This window comes from Nonomuraea sp. NPDC049695, assembly GCF_040674955.1.
Lineage (GTDB): Bacteria > Actinomycetota > Actinomycetes > Streptosporangiales > Streptosporangiaceae > Nonomuraea > Nonomuraea helvata.
Genome location: NZ_JBFANV010000011.1, coordinates 107,960 through 134,679 on the forward strand (window position 1 = coordinate 107,960; position 26,720 = coordinate 134,679).

General features: G+C 71.0%; 24 protein-coding genes. 12 read left to right on the top strand and 12 right to left on the bottom strand.

The genetic code is table 11. From position 1 onward, the window contains the following. Position 1 precedes the first annotated feature (1 nt). The 5 genes from gcl to sucC are packed head-to-tail and all read right to left on the bottom strand — an operon-like array spanning position 2 to position 5,343. Positions 2 to 1,723, bottom strand: coding sequence for a glyoxylate carboligase (gcl, locus tag AB0J64_RS13005; RefSeq protein ID WP_364025114.1), 1,722 nt, complete (start codon positions 1,721 to 1,723; stop codon positions 2 to 4). Next, a complete protein-coding gene (locus AB0J64_RS13010) occupies positions 1,720 to 2,580 on the bottom strand; it encodes an NAD(P)-binding domain-containing protein (RefSeq protein ID WP_364025117.1) in 861 nt (286 codons plus the stop codon). The genes gcl and AB0J64_RS13010 overlap by 4 nt, the downstream gene beginning before the upstream one ends. Continuing rightward, positions 2,577 to 3,341: a TIM barrel protein gene (locus AB0J64_RS13015; protein WP_364025120.1), complete on the bottom strand. Its 765-nt coding sequence runs from the start codon at positions 3,339 to 3,341 to the stop codon at positions 2,577 to 2,579. Before AB0J64_RS13015 ends, AB0J64_RS13010 begins: the two co-directional genes overlap by 4 nt. After that, positions 3,338 to 4,213 (bottom strand): succinate--CoA ligase subunit alpha, encoded by an 876-nt coding sequence (gene sucD, locus AB0J64_RS13020; protein ID WP_364025123.1) that lies wholly within the window; start codon positions 4,211 to 4,213, stop codon positions 3,338 to 3,340. The genes AB0J64_RS13015 and sucD overlap by 4 nt, the downstream gene beginning before the upstream one ends. After that, the gene (gene sucC / locus AB0J64_RS13025; RefSeq protein ID WP_364025126.1) at positions 4,213 to 5,343 is read right to left on the bottom strand and encodes an ADP-forming succinate--CoA ligase subunit beta; all 1,131 of its coding nucleotides are present in this window, start codon (positions 5,341 to 5,343) and stop codon (positions 4,213 to 4,215) included. Before sucC ends, sucD begins: the two co-directional genes overlap by 1 nt. 89 nt (positions 5,344 to 5,432) lie before the next feature. Here sucC and AB0J64_RS13030 point away from each other — a divergent pair, with 89 nt between their 5' ends. The 3 genes from AB0J64_RS13030 to AB0J64_RS13040 all read left to right on the top strand — a co-directional run bounded on the left by AB0J64_RS13030 (position 5,433) and on the right by AB0J64_RS13040 (position 7,756). Beyond that, positions 5,433 to 6,668 carry an MFS transporter gene (locus AB0J64_RS13030; RefSeq protein ID WP_364025129.1) on the top strand — a complete coding sequence of 412 codons (1,236 nt, stop codon included), beginning with the start codon at positions 5,433 to 5,435 and terminating at the stop codon, positions 6,666 to 6,668. Between the two features lie 97 nt (positions 6,669 to 6,765). Next, on the top strand, positions 6,766 to 7,503 hold the full coding sequence (locus AB0J64_RS13035; RefSeq protein ID WP_364025132.1) for a GntR family transcriptional regulator: 738 nt from the start codon (positions 6,766 to 6,768) through the stop codon (positions 7,501 to 7,503). A gap of 73 nt (positions 7,504 to 7,576) precedes the next feature. Continuing rightward, positions 7,577 to 7,756 (top strand): hypothetical protein, encoded by a 180-nt coding sequence (locus tag AB0J64_RS13040; protein WP_364025135.1) that lies wholly within the window; start codon positions 7,577 to 7,579, stop codon positions 7,754 to 7,756. 47 nt (positions 7,757 to 7,803) lie between these two features. Here the strand turns inward: AB0J64_RS13040 and AB0J64_RS13045 are convergent, their stop codons facing one another. The 7 genes from AB0J64_RS13045 to AB0J64_RS13075 form a co-directional block, all read right to left on the bottom strand. Beyond that, entirely contained in the window at positions 7,804 to 8,793 is a 990-nt protein-coding gene (locus AB0J64_RS13045; protein ID WP_364025138.1) for a TerC family protein, read from the bottom strand. Next, positions 8,790 to 9,275 (bottom strand): hypothetical protein, encoded by a 486-nt coding sequence (locus AB0J64_RS13050; protein ID WP_364025141.1) that lies wholly within the window; start codon positions 9,273 to 9,275, stop codon positions 8,790 to 8,792. Before AB0J64_RS13050 ends, AB0J64_RS13045 begins: the two co-directional genes overlap by 4 nt. Then, positions 9,275 to 10,765 carry an Nramp family divalent metal transporter gene (locus AB0J64_RS13055; protein ID WP_364025144.1) on the bottom strand — a complete coding sequence of 497 codons (1,491 nt, stop codon included), beginning with the start codon at positions 10,763 to 10,765 and terminating at the stop codon, positions 9,275 to 9,277. The genes AB0J64_RS13050 and AB0J64_RS13055 overlap by 1 nt, the downstream gene beginning before the upstream one ends. Positions 10,766 to 10,842: 77 nt before the next feature. Next, the gene (locus AB0J64_RS13060) at positions 10,843 to 13,029 is read right to left on the bottom strand and encodes an acetate--CoA ligase family protein (protein ID WP_364025147.1); all 2,187 of its coding nucleotides are present in this window, start codon (positions 13,027 to 13,029) and stop codon (positions 10,843 to 10,845) included. Continuing rightward, positions 13,029 to 14,252, bottom strand: coding sequence for a formyl-CoA transferase (gene frc / locus AB0J64_RS13065; protein WP_364025150.1), 1,224 nt, complete (start codon positions 14,250 to 14,252; stop codon positions 13,029 to 13,031). The genes AB0J64_RS13060 and frc overlap by 1 nt, the downstream gene beginning before the upstream one ends. Before the next feature lie 11 nt (positions 14,253 to 14,263). Continuing rightward, a complete protein-coding gene (locus AB0J64_RS13070) occupies positions 14,264 to 15,937 on the bottom strand; it encodes a thiamine pyrophosphate-binding protein (RefSeq protein WP_364025153.1) in 1,674 nt (557 codons plus the stop codon). Between the two features lie 77 nt (positions 15,938 to 16,014). Continuing rightward, a complete protein-coding gene (locus AB0J64_RS13075) occupies positions 16,015 to 17,187 on the bottom strand; it encodes a molybdopterin molybdotransferase MoeA (RefSeq protein WP_364025155.1) in 1,173 nt (390 codons plus the stop codon). A 74-nt stretch (positions 17,188 to 17,261) separates the two neighbouring features. Here AB0J64_RS13075 and AB0J64_RS13080 point away from each other — a divergent pair, with 74 nt between their 5' ends. From AB0J64_RS13080 to AB0J64_RS13120, 9 genes are all read left to right on the top strand, one after another. After that, a complete protein-coding gene (locus AB0J64_RS13080; protein ID WP_364025158.1) occupies positions 17,262 to 18,239 on the top strand; it encodes a 2-dehydropantoate 2-reductase in 978 nt (325 codons plus the stop codon). 37 nt (positions 18,240 to 18,276) lie between these two features. Continuing rightward, positions 18,277 to 20,178 (top strand): molybdopterin-dependent oxidoreductase, encoded by a 1,902-nt coding sequence (locus AB0J64_RS13085; protein WP_364025161.1) that lies wholly within the window; start codon positions 18,277 to 18,279, stop codon positions 20,176 to 20,178. A 4-nt stretch (positions 20,179 to 20,182) separates the two neighbouring features. Next, complete coding sequence (locus AB0J64_RS13090) at positions 20,183 to 21,997, top strand: NAD(P)H-dependent oxidoreductase subunit E (protein ID WP_364025164.1); 1,815 nt, start codon at positions 20,183 to 20,185, stop codon at positions 21,995 to 21,997. Next, positions 21,994 to 22,836 carry a 2Fe-2S iron-sulfur cluster-binding protein gene (locus AB0J64_RS13095; RefSeq protein WP_364025167.1) on the top strand — a complete coding sequence of 281 codons (843 nt, stop codon included), beginning with the start codon at positions 21,994 to 21,996 and terminating at the stop codon, positions 22,834 to 22,836. Before AB0J64_RS13090 ends, AB0J64_RS13095 begins: the two co-directional genes overlap by 4 nt. Beyond that, positions 22,829 to 23,689 carry a formate dehydrogenase accessory sulfurtransferase FdhD gene (gene fdhD, locus AB0J64_RS13100; protein ID WP_364025169.1) on the top strand — a complete coding sequence of 287 codons (861 nt, stop codon included), beginning with the start codon at positions 22,829 to 22,831 and terminating at the stop codon, positions 23,687 to 23,689. Before AB0J64_RS13095 ends, fdhD begins: the two co-directional genes overlap by 8 nt. Before the next feature lie 127 nt (positions 23,690 to 23,816). After that, a complete protein-coding gene (locus AB0J64_RS13105) occupies positions 23,817 to 24,677 on the top strand; it encodes a metal ABC transporter substrate-binding protein (protein WP_364025172.1) in 861 nt (286 codons plus the stop codon). Then, positions 24,674 to 25,453, top strand: coding sequence for a metal ABC transporter ATP-binding protein (locus AB0J64_RS13110; RefSeq protein WP_364025175.1), 780 nt, complete (start codon positions 24,674 to 24,676; stop codon positions 25,451 to 25,453). Before AB0J64_RS13105 ends, AB0J64_RS13110 begins: the two co-directional genes overlap by 4 nt. Continuing rightward, positions 25,453 to 26,325, top strand: a complete 873-nt coding sequence (locus AB0J64_RS13115) for a metal ABC transporter permease (RefSeq protein WP_364025308.1) — start codon at positions 25,453 to 25,455, stop codon at positions 26,323 to 26,325. Before AB0J64_RS13110 ends, AB0J64_RS13115 begins: the two co-directional genes overlap by 1 nt. Beyond that, complete coding sequence (locus tag AB0J64_RS13120; RefSeq protein WP_364025178.1) at positions 26,322 to 26,714, top strand: transcriptional repressor; 393 nt, start codon at positions 26,322 to 26,324, stop codon at positions 26,712 to 26,714. Before AB0J64_RS13115 ends, AB0J64_RS13120 begins: the two co-directional genes overlap by 4 nt. Positions 26,715 to 26,720 lie beyond the last annotated feature (6 nt).

A 26,720-nucleotide genomic window follows, 5' to 3' on the forward strand; every position in this document is an offset into this window, starting at 1 on the left:
CTCAGTCGGACCAGTCGGCGGTGATGAGCTCGGGCAGCGGCTCGAACTCCTTGATCTTCTCCAGCGAGGGCCCCATGGCGGCGTTGGCCTCGCGCTCCACCATCACCTCCACCAGCACCGGAAGCCGCTCCCGCGCCGACTCCGCCGTCGCCCAGGCGAGCGCGTCGCGGATGTCGCCCGGCAGCTCCACCCGCCGCGCCGGGCAGCCGAACGCCTCCATGGCCTTGACATGGTCGATGCCGCCTTCTCCGTAGTGCAGGTCCACGGCGTAGTTCATGCCGTACGGGAGCTCAGCCTGCCGGATGAGTCCCAGGTACTCGTTGTTGATCATGACGATGACGAACGGGATCCGGTACTGGGCGGCCACCGCGACCTCCTCCATGAGGAACTGGAAGGAGTAGTCGCCCACCACCGCCACGACCTGGCGCTCGGGATGGGCGCACTTGACGCCCATGGCCGCGGGCACCTCCCAGCCCAGCGGACCGGCCTGGCCGCAGACCAGGTAGCGGCGCGGCAGGTACGTCGTCTGGAACTGGCCCGACCAGATCTGGTAGAGCCCGATGGCGGTGACGAACGTGGTGTCCCTGCCGAAATACTCGTTGATCTCCCTGAACACCCGTGGCGGCTTGATCGGCACGTCGTCGAAGTCGTCGCGGCGGGCCATCGTCCGGCGCAGGTCGGCGACCCTCCGTACCCACTTGCCCGGCTCCTTCGGCGCGGTACGGCGGCGCGCCTCGGCCAGCAGCTCCGCCAGCACCGGCCGGGCGTGGCCGACGATCCCCAGGTCGGGCTCGAAGACCCGGCCGATCTGCGTGGGCTCGATGTCCACGTGCACGAACGTGCGCCCCCTGCGATAGACGTCGAGGTCGCCGGTGTGCCGGTCGCCGAAGCGGGCGCCCACGGCCAGGACCAGGTCGCTGTCCAGGAACGCGGCGTTGCCCCAGCGGGTCTGGGTCTGGATGCCCGCCATGCCCGCGAACAGCGGGTGGTCCTCCGGGAAGGCGCCCTTGCCCATGAGCGTCACCTGCACGGGCACCTGGAGGTGCTCGGCCAGCGCGCGCAGCTCGTCGCACGCCTCGGCGATGATCACGCCACCGCCCGCCAGGATGATCGGCCTCCTGGCGCCGGCCAGCAGGTCCATGGCCTTGCGCACGACCCTGGGCAGCGGCCTGGGCTCTTCGACGGGCAGCGGCGCGTCCAGCTCCCGGTCGTACCGGCAGGTCCCCCGCTGGACGTCGAGCGGCAGGTCGATGAGCACCGGCCCGGGCCGTCCGGAGCGGGCGATCCTGAACGCCTCCCTGAACACCCACGGCGCCTGCGCCGGCTCCTTCAGCTGCACCGCCCACTTGGTCACCGGCCGGGCGATCTCCACGATGTCCACCGCCTGGAACGCCTCCTGGTGCAGCTTGGAGCTCACCGCCTGCCCGGTGACGCAGATCATGGGGATCGAGTCGGCGAGGGCGGTGTAGAGGCCGGTGATCATGTTCGTGCCGGCGGGGCCGGAGGTGCCGACGCAGACGCCGACGTTCCCGGTCACCCTGGCCCAGCCGTCGGCCGCGTGGGTGCCGCCCTCCTCGTGGCGTACGGTGATGTGCCTGATCGAGCTCTGCTGGAGCGCGGCGTAGAGCGGCAGGATGGCCGCGCCGGGGATGCCGAAGACGGTGTCCACCCCCTCCGACTCCAGCACGGCGACCACGGCCTCCATGCACGGAATTCGAGTCATCCGTTCAGCCTTTCGACGACCTTGAGCAGGGCGGAGTGGTCGAGCGAGCCGTGGCCCTGCGCCCTGGCCGCGGCCACGAGCTGGGCGACCTGGCCGGTGAGCGGCAGGCTGACGCCGGCCTCGCGGGCGGCGGCGACGGCGATGCCCATGTCCTTGTGGTGCAGGTCGATCCGGAACCCGGGGGCGAACTCCCGCCTGACCATGGTGTGCCGCTTGAGCTCCAGGATCCTGGAGCCCGCCAGGCCGCCCGCGAGCACGTCGAGCCCGGCGACCGGGTCCACGCCGGAGGCTTCGAGCAGCACGATCGCCTCCGACACGAGCCCGTAGATGCCGCCGACGACGAGCTGGTTGGCCGCCTTGACGGTCTGGCCGGCGCCGGCCGGGCCGACGTGCACGACCGTCGTGCCGAGCACCCCGAGCACCGCCCTGGCCGCCTGGACGTGCTCCGCCTCGCCGCCCACCATGATCGACAGGGTGCCGTCCACCGCGCCGCGCTCGCCGCCGCTGACCGGGGCGTCCAGTGCCCGTACGCCGGCGGCCGCGGCCTGCCGGGCGACCCGGCGGGAGGTCTCGGGCTTGATGGTGCTCATGTCGATGTAGAGGAGGTTCGGGCGGCCGTACTCGACGACCAGCGGCGCGACCTCCTCCACCTGCGGCGAGTCGGGGAGCATCGTGATCACCACGTCGGCGCCGCCGACCGCCTCGACCACGCCGGACGCGCCTTTGCCGCCCAGGGCGACGAGCTGCGCGACGCGCTCGGCGCTCACGTCATATCCGATCACTACATGTCCGGCTTTGAGGAGGTTCGCCGCCATCGGGCTGCCCATGATCCCCAAGCCGATGAACCCGATGTTCATGGCCGCCTCCAGTCGAACGCGCCCGGCCCCTCGTGCCGGTACTCCAGGCCGACGTGGCCCCGGTAACCCGCCGCCGACAGCCGGGCGAAGATCTCGTCGTACGGCATGCGCCCGCTGCCCGGCCGCCCCCTGCCGGGGTCGTCGGCGATCTGTACGTGGCCGAACCTGGCGCTGTGCCGGTCGATGAGCGACAGCACGTCCTCGCCCATCCGGTGCAGGTGGTAGAGGTCGGCCAGGAAGGCCACGTTCTCCCGGTCCACCTCGTCGATCAGCTCGAACGCCGCCCGCGACGACGTGATCGGATATTTCGGGTTCTCGTGGGAGTTGAGGGCTTCGACCACCACGGTCGCGCCGATGCCCGCCGCCGCGTCGGCCGCCCTGCGCAGGTTGGCCAGGGCCAGGGCCCGGTCGGTGCCCGGCTCGTTGCCGTACAGGGCGTTGAGCACGCCGCAGCCCAGCTCGCCCGCCAGCTGGACCGCCACGTCGATGTTGGCCTGGAACCGGGCGGAGCCGTCCGGCCTGGCCAGCAGGCCGCGCTCCCCCGCGGCCAGGTCGCCCGCGTCGAAGTTCAGTCCGGCGAGCCGGACGCCGGCGTCCTCGATGGCCTGCCGCAGCGCGCCCAGCTCTCTGCTCGACGGCTCCGGCCCGTCGAACGGCCACCACAGCTCCACGGCGTCGAACCCGGCCTTGGCCGCAGCGGCGGGGCGCTCCAGCATCGGCAGCTCGGTGAACAGGATGGAGAGGTTGACGTCCAATCTCATGACGGGATCGCCGAGCGCATGAGGCGGGCCGTCTCCGACGGGGTGCGGCCGACGCGGACGCCGACCGCCTCCAGTGCCTCCTTCTTGGCCTGGGCGGTGCCGGACGAACCGGACACGATCGCGCCCGCGTGCCCCATGGTCCTGCCCTCCGGCGCGGTGAAGCCGGCCACGTAGGCGACCACGGGCTTGGTGACGTTCGCGGCGATGTAGGCGGCGGCCCGCTCCTCGGCGTCGCCGCCGATCTCGCCGATCATGACGATGGCGTCCGTGCCGGGATCGTCCTGGAACGCCTGGAGGCAGTCGATGTGGGTGGTCCCGACGACGGGGTCGCCGCCGATGCCGACGGCGGTGGAGAAGCCGAGGTCGCGCAGCTCGTACATGAGCTGGTACGTCAGCGTGCCCGACTTCGACACCAGCCCGATGCGCCCGGCCGAGGTGATGTCGGCGGGGATGATCCCGGCCGACGACTGCCCCGGACTGATCAGGCCGGGGCAGTTGGGCCCGATGATCCTGGTCCGGCCGCTCGCCAGGGCGCGGAAGCGTACCGTGTCGTGCACGGGGACGCCCTCGGTGATGACCACGCAGAGCGGCACCCCGGCCGCGACGGCCTCCTCCACAGCCGGGCCGGTGAACCGGGGCGGCACGAACACGACCGAGACGTCGGCCCCGGTCTCCTCCATCGCCTCCGCGACCGAGCCGAACACGGGCACCGTGCGCTCGCCGAAGTCCACGGACCGCCCGCCCTTGCCGGGCGTGACCCCGGCCACGACGTCGGTGCCCGCGGCCAGCATGCGGGCCGTGTGCCTGGTGCCCTCCGCGCCGGTCATGCCCTGCACGAGCACCCGGCTCTCCTTGGTCAGAAAGATCGCCATCACGCACCTGCCGCGAGTCTGGCCGCCATCTCGGCGGCGCCGTCCATGGTGGAGACCTGCCGTACCGCCGGGTGCCTGGCGTCGCTGAGTATGCGCCGGCCCACCTCGGCGTTGTTGCCGTCCAGCCGTACGACGATGGGCCTGCCGAGGCCGCGCTCGCCGAGCAGCCCGAGCGCGGTGACGATGCCGTTGGCCACCGCGTCGCAGGCCGTGATGCCGCCGAAGACGTTGACCAGGACCGAGCGCACGTCGGGATCGGCCAGGATGATCTCCAGCCCGTCGGCCATGACCTGGGCGGACGCGCCGCCGCCGATGTCCAGGAAGTTCGCGGGAGGGGCCCCGGCTCCCGCGACCACGTCGAGCGTGCTCATGACCAGCCCGGCCCCGTTGCCGATCACCCCGACCTGCCCGTCCAGTTTGACGTAGTTCAGTCCCTTGGCTCTGGCGCGGGCCTCCAAGCCGTCCGAGGGCTCGTCGTGCTCCCGGGAGTGCCGGAACGCGGCGTTGTCGTCCAGGGTGACCTTGCCGTCGAGCGCCACGATGCGCTGGTCCGTGGTGCAGATCAGCGGGTTCACCTCGACGAGCAGGGCGTCCTCCTCGACCAGGACGCGCCACAGCCGCTCCAGCACCTCGGCCGCCTGGTCGGGCAGGCCCGCCTTGGCCGCCATCAGCCGGGCGGCGTCCGCGTCCACGCCTGTCACGGGGTCGATCGGCAGCTTCACCAACGCGTCGGGGTCGGTGGCCGCCAGCTCCTCGATCTCCATGCCACCCTGGCCGGACACCATCGCCAGGAATCCGCCCTCGGCCCGATCCACGAGGAAGGCCGCGTAATACTCCTCGAACGGCACAGTCGCGGCCTCGACCAGCACGCTGCGCGCGACGTGCCCCTTGATGTCCATCCCGATGACCCGCTCGGCCTCCGCCTCGGCGCCGACCGGGCCCGCCGCCGGCCTGATGCCGCCCGCCTTGCCGCGTCCGCCGGTCTTCACCTGGGCCTTGATGACGACGGGCGCGTTCAGCTCGGCCGCGATCTCGCGGGCCTCGGCCGGGGTGGCCGCGATCCTGCCTGGTGGGACGGGGATCCCGTGGCGCCCGAAGAGCTCCTTCGCCTGGTACTCGTACAGGTCCATTCGAGCCTCCTTTGTAGACGGTATACCGTATGGAAAAACCCTCGTCTAGGGTCTCGACAGCGGCTCGTCTACTGGATATCCCATACAGTATGGAGAATGCAGTTAAAGACTGGCGTGGGCGCTCGTACCTCCCCGGACCCGTCCCCGCCGACCGTACGCGCATGTTCTGGCTGGCCTGGGGCGCCATGGCGGCCATCAGTCCGCTCCAGTACGGTTACGCCGCCCTCCTCGCCAAGGAGCCCACCGGCCTCACCCTGCTGGCCGTCTGGATCGCCTGCCAGGCCGCGGGCGCCCTCCCCGCCCTCCACCTGGTACGGCGGGGCCGCCTCGGGGTCCGCGTCTGCCTGGCCGCCGGAGCCGCCCTGAGCGGCCTCGGCCTCGTGGCGGCGGCGGCGCCGAGCCACCCGGACCTCATCGCTCTCGTGAGCTACGCGCTGCTCGGCGGGCTGGGGGCCGGCCTGGTCTACGGGAGTTGCGGCGAGGTCGTCTCCTCCTGGTATCCGGAGCGGCCCGCCGCCCGGGTCGGCCTGATCACCGGCGCCTTCGGGTACGGCGCGGTGCCCGTACTGGTGTGGGCCGGTATCGCCCCCGAGGCCACGTCCACCGCCTTCCTGGTCGCCGCCGCCGTCGCCGTGGCGGTCATCGGCGCGGCGGCCCGGCACCTGCGGGTGGCTCCGGCACTGTGGTGGCCCGCGGACGTCGACCCGCGCTCGCACGCGCTGGACGCGGCAAGGCTGCGCACGACCCCGGAGGCGGCCAGGCAGTTCAGGCTGCCGCAGGCGCTGCGCACGCGGACGCTGCCCGCGCTGGCCCTGATCCTGACGTGCGCGGGCGCGGTGTCGGTCTTCGACGTGATCGTGGTCGCGGGCACGGGGTCGTGGGGTGCGGTCGCCTTGTTGGTGGCACTGAACGGGGCCAGCCGGTCGGTGGCCATGCGCTGCTCGGAGCTGTTCGGCCGGCGGCGCGTGCTCGCCGCCGTACTGACGTCACTCGCCGTCGGCCAGCTTCTCCTCGCTGCCGCCGCCTCGGGCGGCGAGCCGCTGCTGTGGCTGGGGGTCGTGGCCGCCGGGGTCGGGGGCGGGGCGTTCTATCCGCTGCTCGCCAGCCTGGTGCGGGAGTTCTTCGGCGCCGAGCGGGCGGGCGAGATCCACGCCGTCGTCTACAGCGCCAAGGCCCTGGCCGGGGTGGCGGCCGCCGCGCTGGCCCTGCTCGCCCTGAGCAGCCCCGTGACGGCGCTGGGCGTCGCCACCGCGCTCGCCACTCTGCCCGCCCTGGCCGCCCCACGCCTCCGCATTCCGGGCCTCCCCGCCACCATCCCCGCCTGACCCGGTCCTGTGATGAGACTCACGGTCGGGGATCATCCTTGGACGGTATGCTGTAGGCAGTCGACGAAAAACTTTAGTCCAGCCCTGGAGACGTGACATGTTGCTCTCGGATCAGGCCGGTCAGGCGACGGCCACGAAGATCGCCCGCCCTGCCACGCTCAGGGAGAGCGTCATCGAGGCTATCCAGGAGCTCATCGTCTCCGGGCAGCTCAAGCCGGGACAGCACCTGGTCGAGAGCGAGCTGGCCGAGCTGCTGGGAGTCTCCAGGCAGCCGGTCCGCGAGGCGCTGCAGCAGCTCAGCGGCGAGGGGTGGGTGGACCTGTTCCCCGGGCAGGGCGCGTTCGTGCACGTCCCGACGCTGGAGGAGGCCGACCAGCTGCTGGCCGTGCGCACCCTGCTGGAGACCGAGTCCGCCAGGCTCGCCGCCAAGCACGCGGGCGAGGACGGCGTGCAGCGGCTGCGGGCGCTGTGCGCCCGGGGCATCGCGGCGGTGGAGTCCGACGACGTCGAGGCGGCCGTGGCGACCAACTCCGAGCTGCACGCCCTGGTGACCGCCCTGTCGGGCAACAAGGTCCTCTCCGAGCTGGCCAGCCAGGTGGCCAGGCGGGTGCGGTGGTATCACACGCCGGTGGCCCGCCAGCGCGGCATGGCCTCGTGGGAGGAGCACACCTCGCTGATCGACGCCATCGAGGCGGGCGACGAGCGCCGTGCGGCGAAGATCATGCGCGAGCACACCGAGCACACCCGCGCCTCCTACCTGGCACAGCGCGAGAAGGAGCCGGTCGAGCCGGCGCCCAAGCCGGTGCGCCGGCGCCGCCCGCGGCAGCTCGGTTGACCTGACGTTCACAGAAGGCCACATGCTCCGAAACACCTCGGGTAGAGGGTGGAGTCATTGGAGGTGCATGACGATGAAGGCGTTCATCCGCTTTCTCCTTGGTGATCCCCCGGGCCAGGCGGCGGACGGCCGCGCGATCGGCCTGGGCCTGAGCACGGCGCTCAGGAAGCACTACTCCGCCGACGACGCGGACCGCTACCTGCGCGAGTGGGCCGCGGCGGAGCAGGACGTACGCGACTGCCGTCGGCACTGAGCCGCGGCAGGGGCCCCGTGCGGAGGCCGGCCCCGGCCGCGGCGTACTCAGCGCTCCACGGGCTCGGGCGCCACCCCCTCCGAGTCCGGCGTCGACGCCTTGGCGTCGCGAACCGATTTGATGAGGCTCAGCACCGTGGTGACGGCGAGGGTGCCGACGATGGCACCGAGAGACACCAGGATCGGGATCTCCGGCGCCCATGACACGCCGTCGTGGTGCAGGGCCTCGAGGATCAGCTTCACGCCGATGAAGGCCAGCACCACCGACAGCCCCTTGCTCAGGTAGACGAGCCGGTCGAGCAGCCCGCCGATGAGGAAGAAGAGCTGGCGCAGGCCCATGAGGGCGAAGGCGTTGGCGGTGAAGACCAGGTAGGGCTCCTTGGTGAGGCCGAAGATGGCCGGGATGGAGTCGAGCGCGAAGAGCAGGTCGGTGGTCCCGATGGCGACCATGACGATCAGCATCGGGGTGACCATCCTGCGCCCGTGGTGCACGGTGAGGCGGGCCCCGTGGTACGTGTCCGTCGTCGGGAGCACCCGGCGCACCGCGCGCAGGGCGATGTTCTCGGAGAACTCCGCCTCCTCGTCCTCGTGCCCGATCAGCTTCCACGCGGTGTAGACGAGGAAGGCGCCGAACACGTAGAAGAGCCAGTCGAACCTGGCCACCGCCTGCGCGCCGGCCGCGATGAACGCGCCCCGCATCCCCAGCGCCAGGATGATGCCGATGAGCAGCACCTTCTGCCGGTACTCCCGCGGCACCCGGAAGCGGCTCATGATCAGCAGGAAGACGAAGAGGTTGTCCACGCTGAGCGAGTACTCGGTGATCCACCCGGCGAAGAACTCGCCGCCGTGCGCGGGACCCCAGAGCAGCAGCAGGCCGACGCCGAAGGCCACGGCCAGGCCGACGTAGAACGAGACCCAGGCCACGCACTCCCTGATCGAGGGCGCGTGCGGCTTCCTGGCGACGATCCAGAAGTCCACCGCGATCACGAGCGCGAACCCGCCGATCGTGGCCAGCCAGATCCAGACGGGCAGGTTCACCGCCGCCCCCTTCGTGCGCGCAACAGCCCGGCATGCCGTAGGTAGACCTCGAGCAGCGCCTGGGCGAGGGGGTTCGCGCCGGCGCGGCGCATCAGCCAGTGCGGCATGAGCCGTTCGTGCAGCCAGACGAAGCCGATCGCGAAGCCGAGGCTCACCATCGCCTGGTACGCGAGGAACGGCAGCACGCCGTCGGCCAGGCCGATCCCGACCAGGCTCTCCTGCGCCAGCCGGGACACGGGGAAGGCCGCCACCCAGTACAGGCCGACGGGTGCGAAGGTGCCAGGACGGAACACGCCATGGCCGAGCAGCATGCCGTACAGGCCGCCGAAGAGGGCGAGCGGCACGGCGAGTGACAGTGCCGACAGCGCGGCCATCCCGGTGGGCTGCCCCGCGAACAGGGTCAGCCCACCGGCCATGGCTCCGGCGACGGCTCCGATCGACGCCCCCGGCAGGGCGAGTTCGAGGCTGTGCCGTCCGCCCATCAGCCCACGACCACGCCGTAGGCGAACAGGCTGTAGAACAGCATCCCGAGATAGAACACCGCTCCGCACCCGATGATCACGTTCGTCCACCACCTGGGTCTGATCGGCTTGGGCAGCATGCGGTTGTTCACCAGGAGCAGCGTCACGCAGTACGCCCCCATCGCGAACGTCGACAGGAACGCCAGCGTGTCCAGGATCCCGCTCGGCCCGTCGGCCGGCCCGAACAGCAGGATCAGGATGCCGAAGAGGATCACACCCCAGAGGAAGATCCCGTACAGACGCGACATGCCCAGCTTCTTCGCCCCAGGGACGAAGTTGTACGTCATGTCCGCCTGACCCCGGGAGAACGAGTCGAACAGCCCCAGAGTCGCGTTCAGGCCGATCAGCGCGATGAACCCGAGGAACACCCCGCCGAGCACCGAACTGCCCGCGTGCGAGACGGCATTGGCCATCGCGGTGAGCGCGACCTCGCGGTCGTCGCCCTGGATGGCCGCCCGCACACCCGGGTTCAGCCGCGCGGCCGACTGCGCGATCACCGTGAACGAGATCGTCACCATCATGGTGACGCCCCAGAACATCAGCAGCGCGTCGAACGTGACCCAGCGCCGCCAGCCCTTCCACTTGGCCATCTCGGCCTGGTCCTCGGTGTCGAACATGAACCCGCGCGCGGGCATCTCCTCTTCCTCGCCCGCGTGCCGCAGCCCGCGGACCTGCGGGATGTGCGCGCCCATACCGGCCCCGGAGTCACGAAGGTGCAGCGTGTACCACATCTGCTGCATGCCGGACGGGCCCGCGAAGGCGCATGCGCCCACGATGACCGGGAACCAGGCCGCCGACATGGCCTCGGACGGCAGGTAGCCGAAGGCGAACATGCCTCTGATCGTGTCGACCACGTCGCCCCAGGAGCCGACCATGGCCGCGACCACGGCCGTGCCGAGCACGAGCGCACCGATGAGCAGCGACAGCACGTTCTCCAGCACGTTGTAGATCACCTTGGCCAGGCTGAACACCACCCCGACCAGGATGAGCCCGACGATGGCCGTCACCATCCACGGGATGCCGGTGATCTCCTCGAACGCCGCCGCTCCCGCCGACAGGTGTCCCGGCCAGATGTAGACGGCGATCGCCACGATGAAGAAGAACCACATCAGCGGCTTGAACACCCGGGCCGCGCCGGAGAAGATGCTCTCCCCGGTGGCCATGGCGTACCGCGCCATCTCCAGCATCACCACGGCCTGCAGCGTGACGCCGATGAGGAACAGCCACCTGATCTCGGGCCCGAACAGCAGCACCAGCCTGGGCCACATGTACGACTCGCCCATGCCCACGCCCAGCGCGACGAGGAAGACCGTCGGCCCGAGAATGTGCACCGACGGAGGCGCGTCGGGCAGCTTCCTGATGGGCATCGGCTCGAGCCGGCCCGCTTTCCATACTCGTTCGTCCTGGACCGGCGGCGTGGCCGTCGCCGGTGGTGTATTCGATGTGTCCACCTACGGACCTCCTGGGGGGTTGTTGCTTCTCGTGCGCCCCGATTAGCCCCCTTGCCTGCGGCTGCTGCGCTCGGCTCTTAGCGCAGCAGCCCGGCAGCCCTGGCCCAGCGGTACTTCGCACCGAGGACCGCCACGGGCTTCTCCGTCGTGTACGGGTACGCGACCACGCCGTGCTCGAACAGGTACTCGCTGGCCTCCTCTACCTCGGTGTCGCCGGCCAGCGACGCCACGACCGGCTTGACGTTGCCCTTCGCCCGCTCCTCCGCCACCACGCGGGCGACGAGCTCGGCGAAGACCATCGGCGGCGTCACGATCGTGTGCCAGTAGCCCAGGACCAGCGCGTGGATGCGCTCGTCGGCCAGGCCGAGGCGGACCGTGTTCTCGTACGTGGAGGGTGGTTCGCCGCCGGTGATGTCGATGGGGTTGCCCGCCGCGCCGAACGGCGGGATGTAGGCGCGGAAGGCCGCGTCCAGGTCGGGCGGGATGTCCATGAGTGTCAGCCCGGCGTCCACGACGGCGTCCGACAGCAGCACGCCGGAGCCGCCCGCCCCGGTGATGATGACGACGTTCTCGCCCTTGGGGGCGGGCAGGACGGGCAGCGCGCGGGCGTACTCCAGCATGTCGTTCAGTCCCGGCGCGCGGACCACCCCGGCCTGCCGCAGGATGTCGTCGTACACCTTGTCGTCGCCGGCCAGCGCGCCCGTGTGCGAGCCCGCCGCCCGCGCGCCCATCGCGGTGCGGCCCGCCTTGAGCACGATGACCGGCTTCTGCCTGACGACCCTGCGCGCGGCCTCGACGAAGCCGCGCCCGTCCTTGAGGTCCTCCAGGTGCATGGCCACGGCCTTGGTGTTGTCGTCCTGCTCGAAGAAGGTCAGCAGGTCGTCCTCGTCCACGTCGGCCTTGTTGCCGACGCCGACGATGGCCGAGACGCCCATCTTGGTGGTGCGGCTGAAGCCCAGGATGGCCATGCCGATGCCGCCGCTCTGCGAGGTCAGCGCCACGCTGCCCTTGACGTCGTACGGGGTGCAGAAGGTCGCGCAGAGGTTCTCCGGCGTGTAGTAGTAGCCGTAGATGTTCGGCCCGAGCATGCGCACGCCGTGCCTGCGCGCGATCTCGACGATCTCCTTCTGGCCCTCGACGTTCCCCGTCTCGGCGAACCCCGACGGGATCATGACCGCGCCCGCCACGCCCTTCTGCCCCACCTCCTCCAGCGCGGGTGCCACGAACTTGGCGGGGATCGCGAACACGGCCACGTCCACGTCCCCTGGCACGTCCGAGATGCTCTTGTACGCGGTCAGCCCCATGATCTCGTCGGCCTTGGGGTTGATCGGGAAGATCTGGCCCTGGTAGCCGCCGTTGATGAGGTTGCGCATGACCGAGTTGCCGATCTTGCCGGCCTCGGCCGAGGCCCCGATCACGGCGACCGAGCGCGGCTTGAAGATCCGCGTCATCTGCCGGAGTATCTCCTCGCGCGGCAGCCGGCTGACCTCCGCGGGCCTGTCGCCGATGAGGATGCGCACGTCGGCGGCGACCGCGCCGTTCGCGTCGGCGAAGACCGGGTTGAGGTCCACCTCGACGATCTCGGGGAAGTCGGAGACCAGCCTGCCGACGCGCTCGATCAGCTCCGCGAGCGCCTCCCGGTCGGCGGGCTCGGCGCCACGGGCACCACGGAGCACTTCCGCCGCCCTGATGTCATCCAGCATCCCAAGGGCATCTTCACCCGAAACCGGGGCAAGCCGGAAGGTCACGTCCTTGAGCACCTCGACCAGGACGCCGCCCAGGCCGAACGCGATGACCTTGCCGAAGGTGGGGTCGGTGACGGCGCCGACGATGACCTCGTGGCCGCCGCCGACGAGCTGCTGCACCTGGACGCCGTCGATCTTTGCGTCGGGGTTGTAGGCGCGGGCGTTGGCCAGGATCGTGTCGTGACCGGCCCGGATCTCCTCCGCGATCTTGAGGCCGACCAGCACGCCGCCCGCGTCGGTCTTGTGCAGGATGTCCGGCGAGACGATCTTCAGAACGACCGGGAGGCCGATCTTCTCCGCGATCTCCGCCGCCTGGTCGGCCGAGGTGGCCAGCCCTTCGCCGGGGGTGGCGATGCCGTACTCCTCGCAGATCAGGCGGCCCTCGGGAGCCGTCAGGGCCGTGCGGCCCTCGGCGAGCGCCTTCTCGATGACTTCGCGGACTGCGCCTATGGTCGCGCTCCCTACGGGTCCTCCCTGGTTACGCAGGCTGCCGCTGTCGGACCCTACTCGCCGCTCCATTAGACGACTCCGTTCGTCTTGAGTTCGACCAGCTCGTCCGCGCTCACGCCGAGCTCGCCGTAGATCTCCTGGTTGTGCTCGCCGAGCAGGGGTGGGGTGCGGACCTCCACCGGCGAGTCCGACAGCTGCAGCGGGCTGCCGACGGTCACGAACTCGCCACGCTCCGGATGGTCGACCGTGACGACGATGCCCTCCTCGCGCAGGCTCTCGTCCTCGGCCAGCTCCTTGGTGGACAGGATCGGGCCGCACGGGATGTTCTCGGCGTTGAGCCGGTCGAGGACCGTCCACTTGTCGTGGCGGATCGTCCACTCCTCGATGAGCTGGAACATCTTGTCCAGCTTCGGCAGCCGCGCGTCCGGCGTCGCCCACTCGGGGTCGTCGGCCAGCTCGGGACGGCCGATGATGTCCGAGATCGGCTTCCAGCCGACCGGCTGCACGATGACGTAGATGTAGTCGTTCGGGCCGCCGGGCGCGCAGCGCACCGCCCAGCCGGGCTGGCCGCCGCCGCTGGCATTGCCGGAGCGCGGCACCTCGTCGCCGAAGGTCCTGTTCGGGTACTCGCGCAGCGGGCCGTGCGCCAGGCGCTGCTGGTCGCGGAGCTTGACGCGGCACAGGTTCAGCACGGCGTGCTGCATGGCCACCTGTACGCGCTGCCCGCGGCCGGTCTGCTCGCGCTGGTAGAGGGCGGCCAGGATGCCGGCCACCGTGTGGATGCCGGTGCCCGAGTCGCCGATCTGGGCCCCGGTGGCCAGCGGCGGGCCCTCCTCGAAGCCGGTGGTGCTCATCGAGCCGCCCATGGCCTGGGCGATCACCTCGTACGCCTTGAACTTCGCGTACCGGCCGGTGCCGAAGCCCTTGATCGAGGCGTAGATGAGGCGCGGGTTGAGCTCCTGGAGGCGGTCCCAGGTGAAGCCCATGCGGTCGACCGCGCCCGGGCCGAAGTTCTCCACCAGGATGTCGGCGCTCTTCACCAACTCGGTGAAGATCTCCTTGCCGCGCTCGCTCTTCATGTTGAGGGTGATGCTGCGCTTGTTGCAGTTGAGCATCGTGAAGTAGAGGCTGTCGACGCCCGGCAGGTCGCGGAGCTGCTGCCGGGTGATGTCGCCGGTCGGGGCCTCCAGCTTGACCACGTCGGCGCCCAGCCAGGCGAGCAGCTGGGTGCAGGACGGGCCCGACTGGACGTGGGTCATGTCGAGGACGCGGACACCTTCGAGAGCCTTCATCTGGCGCTCCCTCACTTGTACATGGTCTGGTTCATGGTTCCGGGGGCGTAGACCTCCGGATCCACCCACACGTTGATCAGCGAGGGCTTGCCCGACTCCCTGGCCCGCTCCAGCGCGGGGCGGATCTCGGCCGGGTCGCGCACCTCCTCGCCGTGGCCGCCGAGCAGCTTGGCGAAGTCGCCGTAGCGGATGTCGCCGAGGGTGTTGCCGACGCGGGCGCGGTCCTCGCCGTACTTGGCGGCCTGGCCGTACCTGATCTGGTTCATGGACGAGTTGTTGCCGATGACCCCGATGAACGGCAGGTCGAAGCGGACCATGGTCTCGAAGTCCCACCCGGTCAGGCTGAACGCGCCGTCACCGAACAGGCAGAGCACCTCCTTGTCGCGCCGTGCCTGCTTGGCGGCCATCGCGAACGCCATGCCGACGCCGAGCGTGCCGAGCGGCCCAGGGTCCATCCAGTGACCCGGCGACTTGGGCTGTACGACCTGGCCCGAGAAGGTGACGATGTCGCCGCCGTCGCCGATGTAGATCGTGTCCTCGGTGAGGAACTCGTTGATCTCGTGGACCAGGCGGTACGGGTCGATGGGCTGGGCGTCCGAGAGCTGGCGGGGCAGGCGCTTCTCGTACGCCTGGGTCTCGACGGCGCGCAGCTCGTCCATCCACTCCTTGCGCTTGGCGCCCGCGTTCTCGATGCGGCCGCTGGCGGCCTGGGCCGCCGCCGCGAGGATGAGGCCCGCGTCGCCCACGATCCCCAGGTCGATGTCCCGATTTTTCCCGACAGTGCGGTAGTCGAGGTCGATCTGGACCACGGTGGCGGTCGGCGAGAGGCGCTTGCCGTAGCCCATCCTGAAGTCGAACGGGGTGCCGACGATGATGATCAGGTCGGCGTTGGTGAAGGCGTACCTGCGGCTGAGCTGGAAGTGGTGCGGGTCGCCCGGCGGGAGCGTGCCGCGGCCCGAGCCGTTCATGTACGCGGGCACGTTCAGTGCCCGGACGAAGTCGGTCGCGGCGTCGGTCGCCCGGCACGTCCACACCTGGCTCCCGAGCAGGATGCACGGCTTCTCCGCGTGTGCCAGCAGGTCCGCCAGCCGCTCGATCGCCTCGGGGTCCCCCTGCTGGCGCGTGGAGGCCCGGTACTGCCCGGCCTTGGGGATGCGGGCCTTGTCCAGGGGGACCTTCGCGTCGAGCACGTCACGCGGGATCTCCAGGAACGACGGCCCGGGAGCGCCGTGGTAGCACTCGCGGAAGGCCATCGACACGATGTCGGCCACCCGTTCCGTGCTGGGCACCGTGGCGGCGAACTTCGTGATCGGGGTCATCATGTCCACGTGCGGCAGGTCCTGTAGCGAGCCCATCTTGTGCTGGCTCAGCGCTCCCTGGCCGCCGATCAGCAACATGGGGCTCTCCGCGCGGAAGGCGTTGGCCACGCCGGTGACCGCGTCGGTCGTGCCCGGTCCCGCGGTGACGACCGCGCAGCCGGGCTTGCCGGTGATGCGCGCGTAACCGTCCGCCGCGTGCGCGGCTACCTGCTCGTGGCGTACGTCGATGACCTCGATGCCCTCATCGACGCAGCCGTCGTAGATATCGATGATGTGGCCGCCGCAGAGCGTGTAGATCACATCCACGCCCTCGGCCTTGAGTGCCTTGGCTACGAGATGACCGCCAGAGATCGTTTCCGACATCATGCCACCTTTCCCGGCGCTGTCTTCCGCATACTGCATACCGTATGAACGCAATGGTTACTCCCTCCCGATCGGCCTGTCTAGCCCCCATGGGGCAACTCGATCAGCTCGACCTGCTCACCGGCCCACCCGGGCGGGACCACGGCCAGCGCGTCCGCCAGGGCCGCTCCCCACAACGAGCCTGGCCGGTCGTGTCCCACGGGCACCGCACCCCGGCCCGACCTCCTGACCGGCACCAGCCGGGTGTCCCTTTCGTGCGCCCGCACGGCTCCGGCCAGCGCGGACGTCTCCTTGCGCGCGGTCGTCCCGGCCAGTTCGCGCAGGATGGGGGCGAGCAACGTGAGCGCCGCGCCGAGCGCCGCGAACGGGTTGCCCGGCAGGCCCACGACCAGCGGTCCTGCCGGCAGCCTGGCCAGGAGCTGCGGGTGCCCGGGGCGCACGGCGACGCCGTCGATGAGCACGTCGGCGCGGAGACCGGCGAGCACGGCCCGGAGGTGGTCGGCCGGGCCTTTGGACGAGGCGCCGCACACGACGACCACGTCAACGGCCGCCGCGTTCGCCAGCGTGATGTGCAATGGGCTCGGGCCGTCGGGCAGCCGGTCCGTGCTCGCCACCCGGCCGCCCGCCCACTCCACCAGACCCGGCAGGAACGGGCCGATGGCGTCGCGCACCCGGCCCGGCGCGGGGAGCCCTTCGTGCACGACCTCGTCGCCCGTCACCAGCACCGCCACGCGCGGCTTCGGACGTACCAGCAGCTCGTCATGGCCGAGTGCGGCGGCCAGCCCGAGGGTCACCGGGGTCACCACCGCGCCCGCCCCGAGCACCACGGCGCCCTCGGCGATGTCCTCGCCGCGCCGCCGGATGTGCCGCCCCGCCTCCACGACGCCGTCCACCCACACCGGCGGCACCTCGGTCGCGTGCTCGTAGGGCAGCACCGCCGACGCCCCCTCGGGTGTCGGAGCGCCGGTGGCGATCTCCACTGCCTCCCCAGCTCGTAGCTCATCTCCGTAGCACGCGCCACCTGCCAGGACACGGCCCACCATCCGCCACGGTCCGGCACCCGCCACCGCGTAGCCGTCCATCGCCGCGACGTCCACTCCCGGCACCGCCACCAGCGCAGTCAGCGGCTCGGCGAGGCGGCAGCCGAGCGCCTCCGAAAGCAGCACCGACGTCGGCTTCAGCGGCGCCACGGAGTCCACCGCCAGGGCGCGCGCGGCGGCCCAGGTCGTCGTCTCCACCTGCGAAACGGTCATGGGCATGCTCCTTGACCCGCGTTTTTCCATACTGTATACCGAATGCACTATCCGACGCGAGAACGGAGCGCAGCATGCAGGTCGCTGTTCTTGGCGCCGGCGCCATCGGCGCATACGTGGGGGCCGCCCTCCACCGGGCGGGAGTCGAGGTGCACCTCATCGCGAGAGGCGAGCACCTGGAGGCGATACGCCGCGCCGGTGTGCGGGTGCTCACCCCCAGAGGCGACTTCACCGCCCATCCCCATGCCACCGACGACCCCGCCGAGGTCGGCCCGGTGGACCACGTCTTCCTGGGTCTCAAGGCGAACAGCTACGCCGCCGCGGGCCCCATGATCAAGCCGCTCCTGCACGAGAGCACGAGCATCATCGCCGCGCAGAACGGCATCCCGTGGTGGTACTTCCACCGGCTCAGAGGCCCTTACGAGGGCTACCGCATCGAGAGCGTCGACCCGGGCGGCGCGGTCACGGCCGCGCTGCCCCTTCATCGTGCCGTCGGCTGCGTCGTGTACGCCGCCACCGAGATCGAGCGCCCCGGCGTGATCCGTCACCTGGAGGGCACCCGCTTCTCCATCGGCGAGCCGGACGGCCGGCTCACCGAGCGGTGCGCCGACTTCAGCCAGGCCGCGATCGAGGGCGGGCTGAAGTGCCCGGTGGAGCGCGACCTGCGAAAAGACGTCTGGATCAAGCTCATGGGCAACATCGCCTTCAACCCGATCAGCGCCCTGGCCAGGGCGACGATGGCCGGGATCTGCCGCCATGACGGCGCGCGGGAGCTGGTCGTGGCCATGATGCGGGAGACCGTCGAGGTGGCCGGGAGGGTCGGCTGCGATCCGGGGATCTCGATCGAGCGCCGCCTGCGGGGCGCGGAGAAGGCGGGCGAGCACAAGACCTCCACGCTCCAGGACCTGGAGAAGGGCAAGCCGCTGGAGCTGGACGTGCTGCTGGCGGCGGTGGTCGAGCTGGCCGACCTCACCGGCGCCGAGGTCCCGACGCTGCGCGCGATCCACGCGGTGAGCGACCTGCTCAACGCGAACCTTGTCCGCGCGGTATAGCGGGAATACCGTAGCCTGTATACAGAATGGAGGGATCATGAGCTATGACCGCCTGACCCATCCACTGGTGCGCGAGAACGGCGTGCTGCGCAGAGCGACCTGGGACGAAGCGCTCGAGCGGGCGGCGGAGGGCTTCCGCCGCAACATCGCCAGGCACGGCCCCGACAGCTTCGCCATGCTGTCGTGCGCCCGCTCCACCAATGAGATGAACTACGTCGGGCAGAAGTTCACCCGCGTGGTGGTGGGCACCAACAACGTGGACTCCTGCAACCGCACCTGTCACGCGCCGAGCGTGGCGGGGCTGTCGGCGGTGTTCGGCAGCGGTGGCGGCACCTCCTCCTACCAGGAGGTGGAGGACACCGATGTGATCGTGATGTGGGGCTCGGCGGCGCGCAACGCCCATCCCATCTTCTTCCAGCACGTGCTGAAGGGCATTCACAACGGCGCGCGGATGTTCGCGGTGGACCCGCGCCGCACCGGCACCGCCCAGTGGGCCGACCTGTGGCTGGGGCTCAACGTGGGCACCGACATCCCCCTCGCCCACGCGGTGGCCAGGGAGATCATCCACGCCGGGCTGCACAACGAGGCGTTCATCGAGCGGGCCACGGTCGGTTTCGAGGAGTTCAAGCAGTCGGTCGAGCCGTGGACGCTGACCGCCGCCGAGCAGGTCACCGGCGTGCCCGCCGCCGCCGTCCGCGAGCTGGCCCACGCCTACGCCCGCGCCGACCGCGCCCAGCTGTGCTGGACGCTCGGCATCACCGAGCACCACAATGCGACGGACAACGTACGGGCCCTCATCAACCTGGCCCTGCTCACCGGCCACGTCGGCCGCTACGGCTCGGGCCTGTCACCGCTGCGCGGTCAGAACAACGTGCAGGGCGGCGGCGACATGGGCGCCATCCCCAACCGCCTGCCCGGCTTCCAGGACATCCTCGACCCGGACACCAGGGCGCGCTTCGAGAGCGTGTGGGGCAGGCAGATCCAGCCGCGTTACGGCCTCAACCTCACCCAGATGCTGGAGGCGATGGCCGAGGGCGAGGTGACCACCTGCTACCTCATCGGCGAGAACCCCGTGCAGTCCGAGGCCGACTCGCTGGCCTGCATCAAGCGCCTGTCCATGCTCGACCACCTGGTCGTGCAGGACATCTTCCTCACCAAGACCGCCCAGATGGCCGACGTCATGCTGCCTGCCAGCGCCGCCTGGTGCGAGGCGGACGGCACGTTCACCAACAGCGAGCGCCGGGTCCAGCGGGTGCGCAAGGCCGTGGACCCGCCGGGCGAGGCGCGCGACGACATCTGGATCATGTGCGAGATCGCCCGCAGGCTGGGCCACGACTGGCACTACGACGGCGCGGAAGAGGTCTGGAACGAGCTGCGCGCCCTGTCGCCGCAGCACCACGGGATGACCTACCAGCGGCTGGCCGACCTGCAGGGCATCCAGTGGCCCTGTCCGTCGGAGGACTCGCTGGAGCCGCCCTACCTGCACGGCAGGCTGTGGGAGAGCGACCCGGTCAAGCGGGGCGTGCCGGCGCCGTTCGCGGTGCTGCGCCACTCGCCGCCGGTGGACCTGCTGGACGAGGAGTATCCGCTGCGGCTGACGACCGGGCGGCGGCTCGACTCGTACAACACGGGCGTGCAGTCCTCCGGGTTCGCCTCTCCCCTGCGCCGCGGCGAGACCGTGGAGCTCTGCCCCGAGGACGCCGAGCGTCTCGGCGTGGTCGCGGGCGAGGAGGTGCGGATCAGCTCGCGGCGCGGGTCGGTGGTCGCGCCGGTGTTCATCGACCCCGCCCTGCGGCCGGGGCTGGTGTTCATGACCATGCACTTCCCGGACGAGGTGGACACCAACTCGCTCACCATCGAGGCCACCTGCCCGATCGCGGGCACGGCCGAGTTCAAGGCGGCGGCCGTACGCGTCGAGAAACTCGTGAAGGCCGGGTGATCAGATGGATCTGAGGTTCCGCGGCGCCGAGCCGTCCGAGGAGGAGCGCGCGGCGGTCGACGCCCTGCTCGGGCCGCCCGCCACCGCATGGGAGGGCGGCTCGAGGACCGAGACCGACCTGCGGGTCGCGGCCCGCGCCGAGTCGCAGCGCGACCTGCTGCTGCCCGCCCTGCACGCGGTCAACGACCGCGTCGGCTGGATCAGCGAGGGCGCGCTCGAGTACATCTGCCGCCGCCTCACCGTGCCGCCCGCCGAGGCGTACGGGGTGGCCACGTTCTACTCGCTGTTGTCCATGGAGCCGCGCCCGAAGCGCGTGCTGCACGTCTGCACCGACCTGGCCTGCCAGGCGAAGGGCGGGGAGGACGTACGCAGGCGGGTCGAGGAGGCGCTCGGCCCGCAGGGCACGTCATGGCACGAGAGCCCGTGCCTGGGCCTGTGCGAACGCGCCCCCGCCGCGCTCGCCCTGGAGGCGGGCACACCCCCGAAGGCCCAGGTGTACGCCCCCGCGCACGCCCCGTCCTTGGACGGACCCACCCCCAACGGCAGCACCCCCGGTCTCGACGTGGCGGGCGACGCCCCGGTGAAGGACGCCGTGCCGCAGGCCGGGCAGGACGGGCTGGTCCTGCTCAGGCGGGTCGGCACGACCGATCCGGTGAGCCTGGACGACTACCGGGCGAGCGGGGGGTACACCGCGCTGCGCAGGGCGTTCGAGCTGGGCCCCGCCGGGGTGATCCGGGAGGTGCTGGAGTCGGGGCTGGTCGGCAGAGGCGGCGCCGCGTTCCCGACCGGCCGCAAGTGGGACGCCACCGCCCGCCAGCCCGACCACCCGCACTACCTCGTCTGCAACGCCGACGAGAGCGAGCCGGGCACGTTCAAGGATCGGGTCATCATGGAGGGCGACCCGTACGCGCTGGTCGAGGCCATGACGATCGCCGGCTACGCCACCGGCTGCGCCAAGGGCTACCTCTACATCAGGGGCGAGTACCCCCGGGCGGCCGCACGCCTCCAGCACGCCATCGCGACCGCCCGCGCGCGGGGCCTGCTCGGCGACGACATCCTCGGCAAGGGGCTGTCGTTCGACATCGAGCTGCGCAGAGGCGCGGGCGCGTACATCTGCGGCGAGGAGACCGCGATCTTCAACTCCATCGAGGGGAAGCGCGGCGAGCCGCGTAGCAAGCCGCCGTTCCCCGTGGAGAAGGGGCTGTTCGGCAAGCCGACCGTGGTCAACAACGTCGAGACGCTGGTCAACGTGCTGCCGATACTGGAGCGTGGCGCCCAGGCGTACGCGGCGGCCGAGCCCAAGCTGTTCTGCGTCTCGGGCGCGGTCGAGCGGCCCGGCGTGTACGAGCTGACGTTCGGCGCCACCTTGCGCGAACTGCTGGAGCTGGCCGGGACCACGGGCACGACCAGGGCGGTGCTGCTCGGCGGCGCCGCCGGCGCGTTCGTCACCGACCTGGACATCCCGCTCACCTTCGAGGGCACCAGGAACGCGGGGGCCACGCTCGGCTCCGGCGTGGTGCTCGTCATCGACGACACCGTGGACCTGAAACGGCTCCTGCTGCGCATCGCGGAGTTCTTCCGCGACGAGTCCTGCGGCCAGTGCGTGCCCTGCCGGGTGGGCACCGTACGGCAGGAGGAGGCCCTGCACCGCCTGTCGCGCCGGGTCTCCCCGAGCCTCCCGCGCCGGGACGACGACCCCGATCTCGTGCTGCTGCGCGAGGTCGGACAGACCATGCGCGACGCCTCGATCTGCGGCCTGGGACAGACCGCCTGGAACGCCGTCGAATCCGCCACCGACCGCCTGGGGGTGTTCAGATGATCCCGCTCCAGCCGCCCCGGCGGCTCATCGACGTGCAGATCGACGGGGAGGACGTACGCGTTCCTGAAGGGTCGACGATCCTCGACGCCTGCCAGACGGCGGGCAAGGACATCCCCACCCTCTGCTACGGCGACACGCTCACACCGAAGAACGCCTGCCGCGTCTGCGTCGTGGAGGTGGAAGGCGCGAGGACGCTGGCGCCCGCCTGCTCCAGGAAGGCCGAGCCCGGCATGAAGGTCGGCACCGACACCGAGCGGGCCAGGCAGAGCCGCAAGGTGGTGCTGGAGCTGCTGGGCTCCTCGGTGGACCTGTCGACCACCCCCCGCGCCGCCGAGTGGACCGCGGAGTACGGCGCCGACCCGTCGCGGTTCGGCGACGGCGCGGCCACGGTCGAGCAGCCCGCCAAGGTGGACAACGACCTCTACGTACGCGACTACAGCAAGTGCATCCTCTGCTACAAGTGCGTGGACGCCTGCGGCGACCAGTGGCAGAACACCTTCGCCATCGGCGTCGCCGGCCGGGGCTTCGACGCGACGATCTCCACGGAGTTCGACGCCCCGCTCACCGACTCGGCCTGCGTCTACTGCGGCAACTGCGTCGAGGTGTGCCCGACGGGCGCGCTGTCGTTCAAGACGGAGTTCGACATGCGGTCCGAGGGCACCTGGGACGAGTCGAAGCAGACGGAGACCACCACGGTCTGCAGCTACTGCGGGGTCGGCTGCAACCTGACTCTGCACGTGCAGGAGAACAAGATCGTCAAGGTGACCTCGCCGCACGACAATCCGGTGACCAAGGGGAACCTCTGCGTCAAGGGCCGCTTCGGGTTCGGCTATGTCTAGGGTCGCGGTGAAACGGTGGATCCTCCGGGTCCAGGACACCGCCCGCACCACCAGGATCGACTCGCTGGCCGCCGAGGAACCGCTGGAGATCCGGCTCGACGGGACGCCGCTGACGGTCACCATGCGCACCCCCGGTGACGACTTCGACCTGGCCGCCGGGTTCCTGGTCAGCGAGGGGGCCGTGGGCTCGGCGGACGACATCGCCACGATCCGCTACTGCGCGGGCGCGACGGTGGACGGCGGGAACACGTACAACGTCCTCGACGTGCGGCTGGCGCCCGGCGTCGAGGCGCCCGCGCCGCGCAACTTCTACACCACGTCCTCCTGCGGCGTCTGCGGCAAGGCGTCGCTGGAGGCGGTGCGCACCGTGGCTCGCTGGAGCGCCGGCGACGACCCGGTCGAGCTGGCGCAGTCCGTCGTCGTCACCCTGCCGGACCGGCTGCGTGCGGCCCAGCGGGTGTTCGACAGAACCGGGGGCCTGCACGCGGCCGGCCTGTTCACGGCCGACGGCGAGCCGCTGTGCGTGCGCGAGGACGTGGGCCGGCACAACGCGGTGGACAAGCTGATCGGCTGGGCGCTGCGCGACGGCCGGCTCCCGCTGCGGGGCACCGTGCTGATGGTGTCGGGCCGGGCCTCGTTCGAGCTGGTGCAGAAGGCTGTCATGGGCGGGGTCCCGGCTCTCGCCGCGGTCTCGGCGCCGTCGTCGCTCGCGGCCGAACTGGCCGCGGAGGAGGGGCTGACGCTCATCGGGTTCCTGCGCGGAAACTCGATGAACGTCTACGCCGGCGAGCGCCGCTTGGACATCACCCTGGGCGCCGGCAACGGCTCAGCCGGCGCACGCCAGCCGGGGTGATGGCGGGGTGCCGTACGGCGCGCCTGGCCCCCAGCCGCCGTCGGCATCCCGATTTTGACAACCGTTTTCATTTTGGCCCATACTGACTCACATGATGTCAGGATTTTCCCGGTCGTACGCTGCTGGTTTGCTGGCCGGAGCCACTCTCCTCACCACTGCCGCCTGCGGCTCGGGCTCCGCTGAAACCGTCTCGGGAGACCGGCCCGAGGTGGTGGCCGCGTTCTACCCGCTCCAGTGGCTGACCGAGCAAGTGGGGGGATCCGACGCGCACGTCACGGGCCTGACCGCGCCCGGCGTGGAGCCGCACGACCTGGAGCTGGGCATCCAGCAGGTGAGCGAGCTCCAGAAGGCCGCGCTCACCGTCTACATCAAGGGCGTCCAGCCTGCCGTGGACGACGCGGTGGACGCGGACACGAGTTTCGACGCCGCGACGGCCGTCAAGACGCTCCCCTCTCACGGGGGCGGGGAGCACGAGGTCTCGTACGACCCGCACCTCTGGCTCGACCCGTCCCGCCTGGCCACCGTCGCCACCAAGCTCGGCGAGCGCCTGGCCGCCGCCGACCCGCCGCACGCGCAGGCGTACCAGGATCGCGCCGCCAAGACGGCGAGCGCGCTGGGAGCGCTCGACCAGGAGTTCGCCAAGGGCCTGAGCACGTGCAAGACCAAGACGCTGGTCACCGCGCACGAGGCGTTCGGCTACGTGGCCGACCGTTACGGGCTCAAGCAGGTCGGCATCACGCTCGACCCGGAGACCGAGCCGTCGCCCACGCGCATCTCCGAGGTGGCCAAGCTGGCCAAGTCCGAGGGCGTGACCACGATCTTCACGGAGTCCCTGGTCAGCCCCAAGGTCGCCGAGGTGCTCGCGAACCAGGTCGGCGCGAAGACGGCGGTGCTCGACCCGCTGGAGAGCAAGCCCTCCGGCGACTACCTGTCCGCCATGCGCGATAACCTCAAAACCCTTCAAACAGCACTGGGGTGTACGGCATGAGCGAAACGGCCTTCGCGATGACCGACGGCCGGGTCTCCTTCGATGGCAAGCCCGTCCTTCGCGGGATCGATCTGACCGTCTGCCCTGGAGAGGTCGTGGCCCTCCTGGGCGCCAACGGCTCGGGCAAGTCGACGCTGGTCCGCGCGCTGCTCGGCCTCACGCCGCTGTCCGGCGGCACGACCCTGGTGTACGGCTCCCCGCCCGGCAGGTTCCGCGACTGGTGGCGCATCGGCTACGTGCCGCAGCGGCTGCACGTCGGCGGCGGCGTGCCCGCCACCGTGCGGGAGGTCGTGGCCTCGGGCCGCATCGCCAGGCAGAGCCGGCTCCGCAGGACCAGCCCGGCCGACAGGGCCGCCGTGGCCCACGCGCTGGAGGCCGTCCGGCTGGCCGACCGCGCTGACGACCCCGTCCAGTCGCTGTCCGGCGGGCAGCAGCAGCGGGTGCTCATCGCCCGCGCGCTGGCCGGGGAGCCGGACACGTACGTGATGGACGAGCCGACGGCGGGCGTGGACGCCGGGACACAGCAGTTGCTGGCCGACACGCTGGCCGGGCTGGTGCTCGACGGCAAGACGGTGGTGCTGGTCGCGCACGAGCTGGGGCCGCTGGAGCCGATCATCACGCGCGGCGTGGTGATCCGCGAGGGCCGCGTCGCGCACGACGGCCGCCCGCCGCGCCCGGAAGGCGACTGCGCCAGGCCAGGCCACGAGCACCAGCACCCGCACGCCGCGGCCCCGGCCGCGGGGCCGCTGACGGGCTGGCAGGGAGACGCATCATGATCATGGAACTTCTCCAGGAGCAGCTCTTCCAGCTCGCCCTGGTCGCCGCGCTGCTGGTGGGCCTCTGCGCACCCGCCGTGGGGACGTTCATCGTGCAGCGCCGGCTCGCCCTGCTGGGCGACGGCATCGGCCACGTGGCGCTGACCGGCGTGGCCCTGGGCTTCCTGACGGGCACGGCACCCGTGCTCACGGCCGTGATCGTCTCGGTTGTCGGGGCGGTGGCCATCGAGCTGGTCAGGGCCCGCGGGCGGACGAGCGGCGACGTGGCGCTCGCGCTGCTCTTCTACGGCGGGATCGCGGGCGGCGTCATGCTCATGGGCATCGCGCCCGGCGGCAGCAACGCCAAGCTGAACTCGTACCTGTTCGGCGCCATCGCCAGCGTGACCCCTCAGGACATCTGGGTGATCGGCGCGCTGGCCGTCGCCGTGATCGCGGTGGTCGTGATCTTCGGCAGGGAGCTGTTCGTCCTCTGCCAGGACGAGGAGATGGCCAGGGCGAGCGGCCTGCCGGTGCGCTTCCTCAGCCTGCTGATCGCGGTCACGGCCGCGCTGACCGTGGTGATCGCCATGCGCGTGGTCGGGCTGCTGCTGGTCAGCGCGTTGATGGTGATCCCGGTGGCCACCAGTCAGCAGCTCACGCGGGGGTTCCGCACCACGATGGGGCTGGCCATGCTGTTCGGGGTGCTCGCCTCGGTGGGTGGCCTGCTGGCCTCCACCTACTCGGCCAAGGTGCCGCCCGGTGCGGCGATCGTGCTTCTTGCTCTCGCCGGCTTCGTCCTGGCGCTCGGGATCGGTAGATTCGTACGGCGAGGCCGTACCCAGGAGTCGACAGTGAGCGAGAGAGCCAAGTTGCGCACGGAGGAGGCCGCATGACGACGAGACGCGATGCCGTGCACGACACCCTCCGCAGGAGCGAGGGCTTCCGCAGCGCGCAGGACGTCTATGCCGAGATGCGCCTGCACGGCGCCAAGATCGGCCTGACCACCGTCTACCGCGCCCTGCAGGCCCTGGCCGACGGCGGCCAGGTCGACGTGCTGCGCACGGACGAGGGCGAGTCGGTCTACCGCGCGTGCGCCAGCGACGCCCATCACCACCACCTGGTCTGCCGTCGCTGCGGCCACACGGTGGAGGTGGCCGGTCCTGCGGTCGAGCGGTGGGCGGAGGCCGTCGGGAGCGAGCACGGCTTCACCGGGATCACCCACACGGTGGAGGTCTTCGGCACCTGCTCCTCATGCTCCTCGGTCCCGGCCAAGGTGGGCTGAGCCCCC

What these genes read in the sequence shown, in the direction of transcription:
- AB0J64_RS13120 (WP_364025178.1), top strand. Translation starts at nt 26,322, where the DNA reads ATGACGACGAGACGCGATGCCGTGCACGACACCCTCCGCAGGAGCGAG.
- AB0J64_RS13030 (WP_364025129.1), top strand. Translation starts at nt 5,433, where the DNA reads ATGGAGAATGCAGTTAAAGACTGGCGTGGGCGCTCGTACCTCCCCGGA.
- gcl (WP_364025114.1), bottom strand. Translation starts at nt 1,723, where the DNA reads ATGACTCGAATTCCGTGCATGGAGGCCGTGGTCGCCGTGCTGGAGTCG.
- frc (WP_364025150.1), bottom strand. Translation starts at nt 14,252, where the DNA reads ATGAAGGCTCTCGAAGGTGTCCGCGTCCTCGACATGACCCACGTCCAG.
- sucC (WP_364025126.1), bottom strand. Translation starts at nt 5,343, where the DNA reads ATGGACCTGTACGAGTACCAGGCGAAGGAGCTCTTCGGGCGCCACGGG.
- AB0J64_RS13060 (WP_364025147.1), bottom strand. Translation starts at nt 13,029, where the DNA reads ATGGAGCGGCGAGTAGGGTCCGACAGCGGCAGCCTGCGTAACCAGGGA.
- AB0J64_RS13080 (WP_364025158.1), top strand. Translation starts at nt 17,262, where the DNA reads ATGCAGGTCGCTGTTCTTGGCGCCGGCGCCATCGGCGCATACGTGGGG.
- AB0J64_RS13070 (WP_364025153.1), bottom strand. Translation starts at nt 15,937, where the DNA reads ATGATGTCGGAAACGATCTCTGGCGGTCATCTCGTAGCCAAGGCACTC.
- AB0J64_RS13095 (WP_364025167.1), top strand. Translation starts at nt 21,994, where the DNA reads ATGATCCCGCTCCAGCCGCCCCGGCGGCTCATCGACGTGCAGATCGAC.
- AB0J64_RS13085 (WP_364025161.1), top strand. Translation starts at nt 18,277, where the DNA reads ATGAGCTATGACCGCCTGACCCATCCACTGGTGCGCGAGAACGGCGTG.
- AB0J64_RS13035 (WP_364025132.1), top strand. Translation starts at nt 6,766, where the DNA reads ATGTTGCTCTCGGATCAGGCCGGTCAGGCGACGGCCACGAAGATCGCC.
- AB0J64_RS13050 (WP_364025141.1), bottom strand. Translation starts at nt 9,275, where the DNA reads ATGGGCGGACGGCACAGCCTCGAACTCGCCCTGCCGGGGGCGTCGATC.
- AB0J64_RS13090 (WP_364025164.1), top strand. Translation starts at nt 20,183, where the DNA reads ATGGATCTGAGGTTCCGCGGCGCCGAGCCGTCCGAGGAGGAGCGCGCG.
- AB0J64_RS13075 (WP_364025155.1), bottom strand. Translation starts at nt 17,187, where the DNA reads ATGACCGTTTCGCAGGTGGAGACGACGACCTGGGCCGCCGCGCGCGCC.
- AB0J64_RS13040 (WP_364025135.1), top strand. Translation starts at nt 7,577, where the DNA reads ATGAAGGCGTTCATCCGCTTTCTCCTTGGTGATCCCCCGGGCCAGGCG.
- AB0J64_RS13010 (WP_364025117.1), bottom strand. Translation starts at nt 2,580, where the DNA reads ATGAACATCGGGTTCATCGGCTTGGGGATCATGGGCAGCCCGATGGCG.
- AB0J64_RS13015 (WP_364025120.1), bottom strand. Translation starts at nt 3,341, where the DNA reads ATGAGATTGGACGTCAACCTCTCCATCCTGTTCACCGAGCTGCCGATG.
- fdhD (WP_364025169.1), top strand. Translation starts at nt 22,829, where the DNA reads ATGTCTAGGGTCGCGGTGAAACGGTGGATCCTCCGGGTCCAGGACACC.
- AB0J64_RS13110 (WP_364025175.1), top strand. Translation starts at nt 24,674, where the DNA reads ATGAGCGAAACGGCCTTCGCGATGACCGACGGCCGGGTCTCCTTCGAT.
- sucD (WP_364025123.1), bottom strand. Translation starts at nt 4,213, where the DNA reads ATGGCGATCTTTCTGACCAAGGAGAGCCGGGTGCTCGTGCAGGGCATG.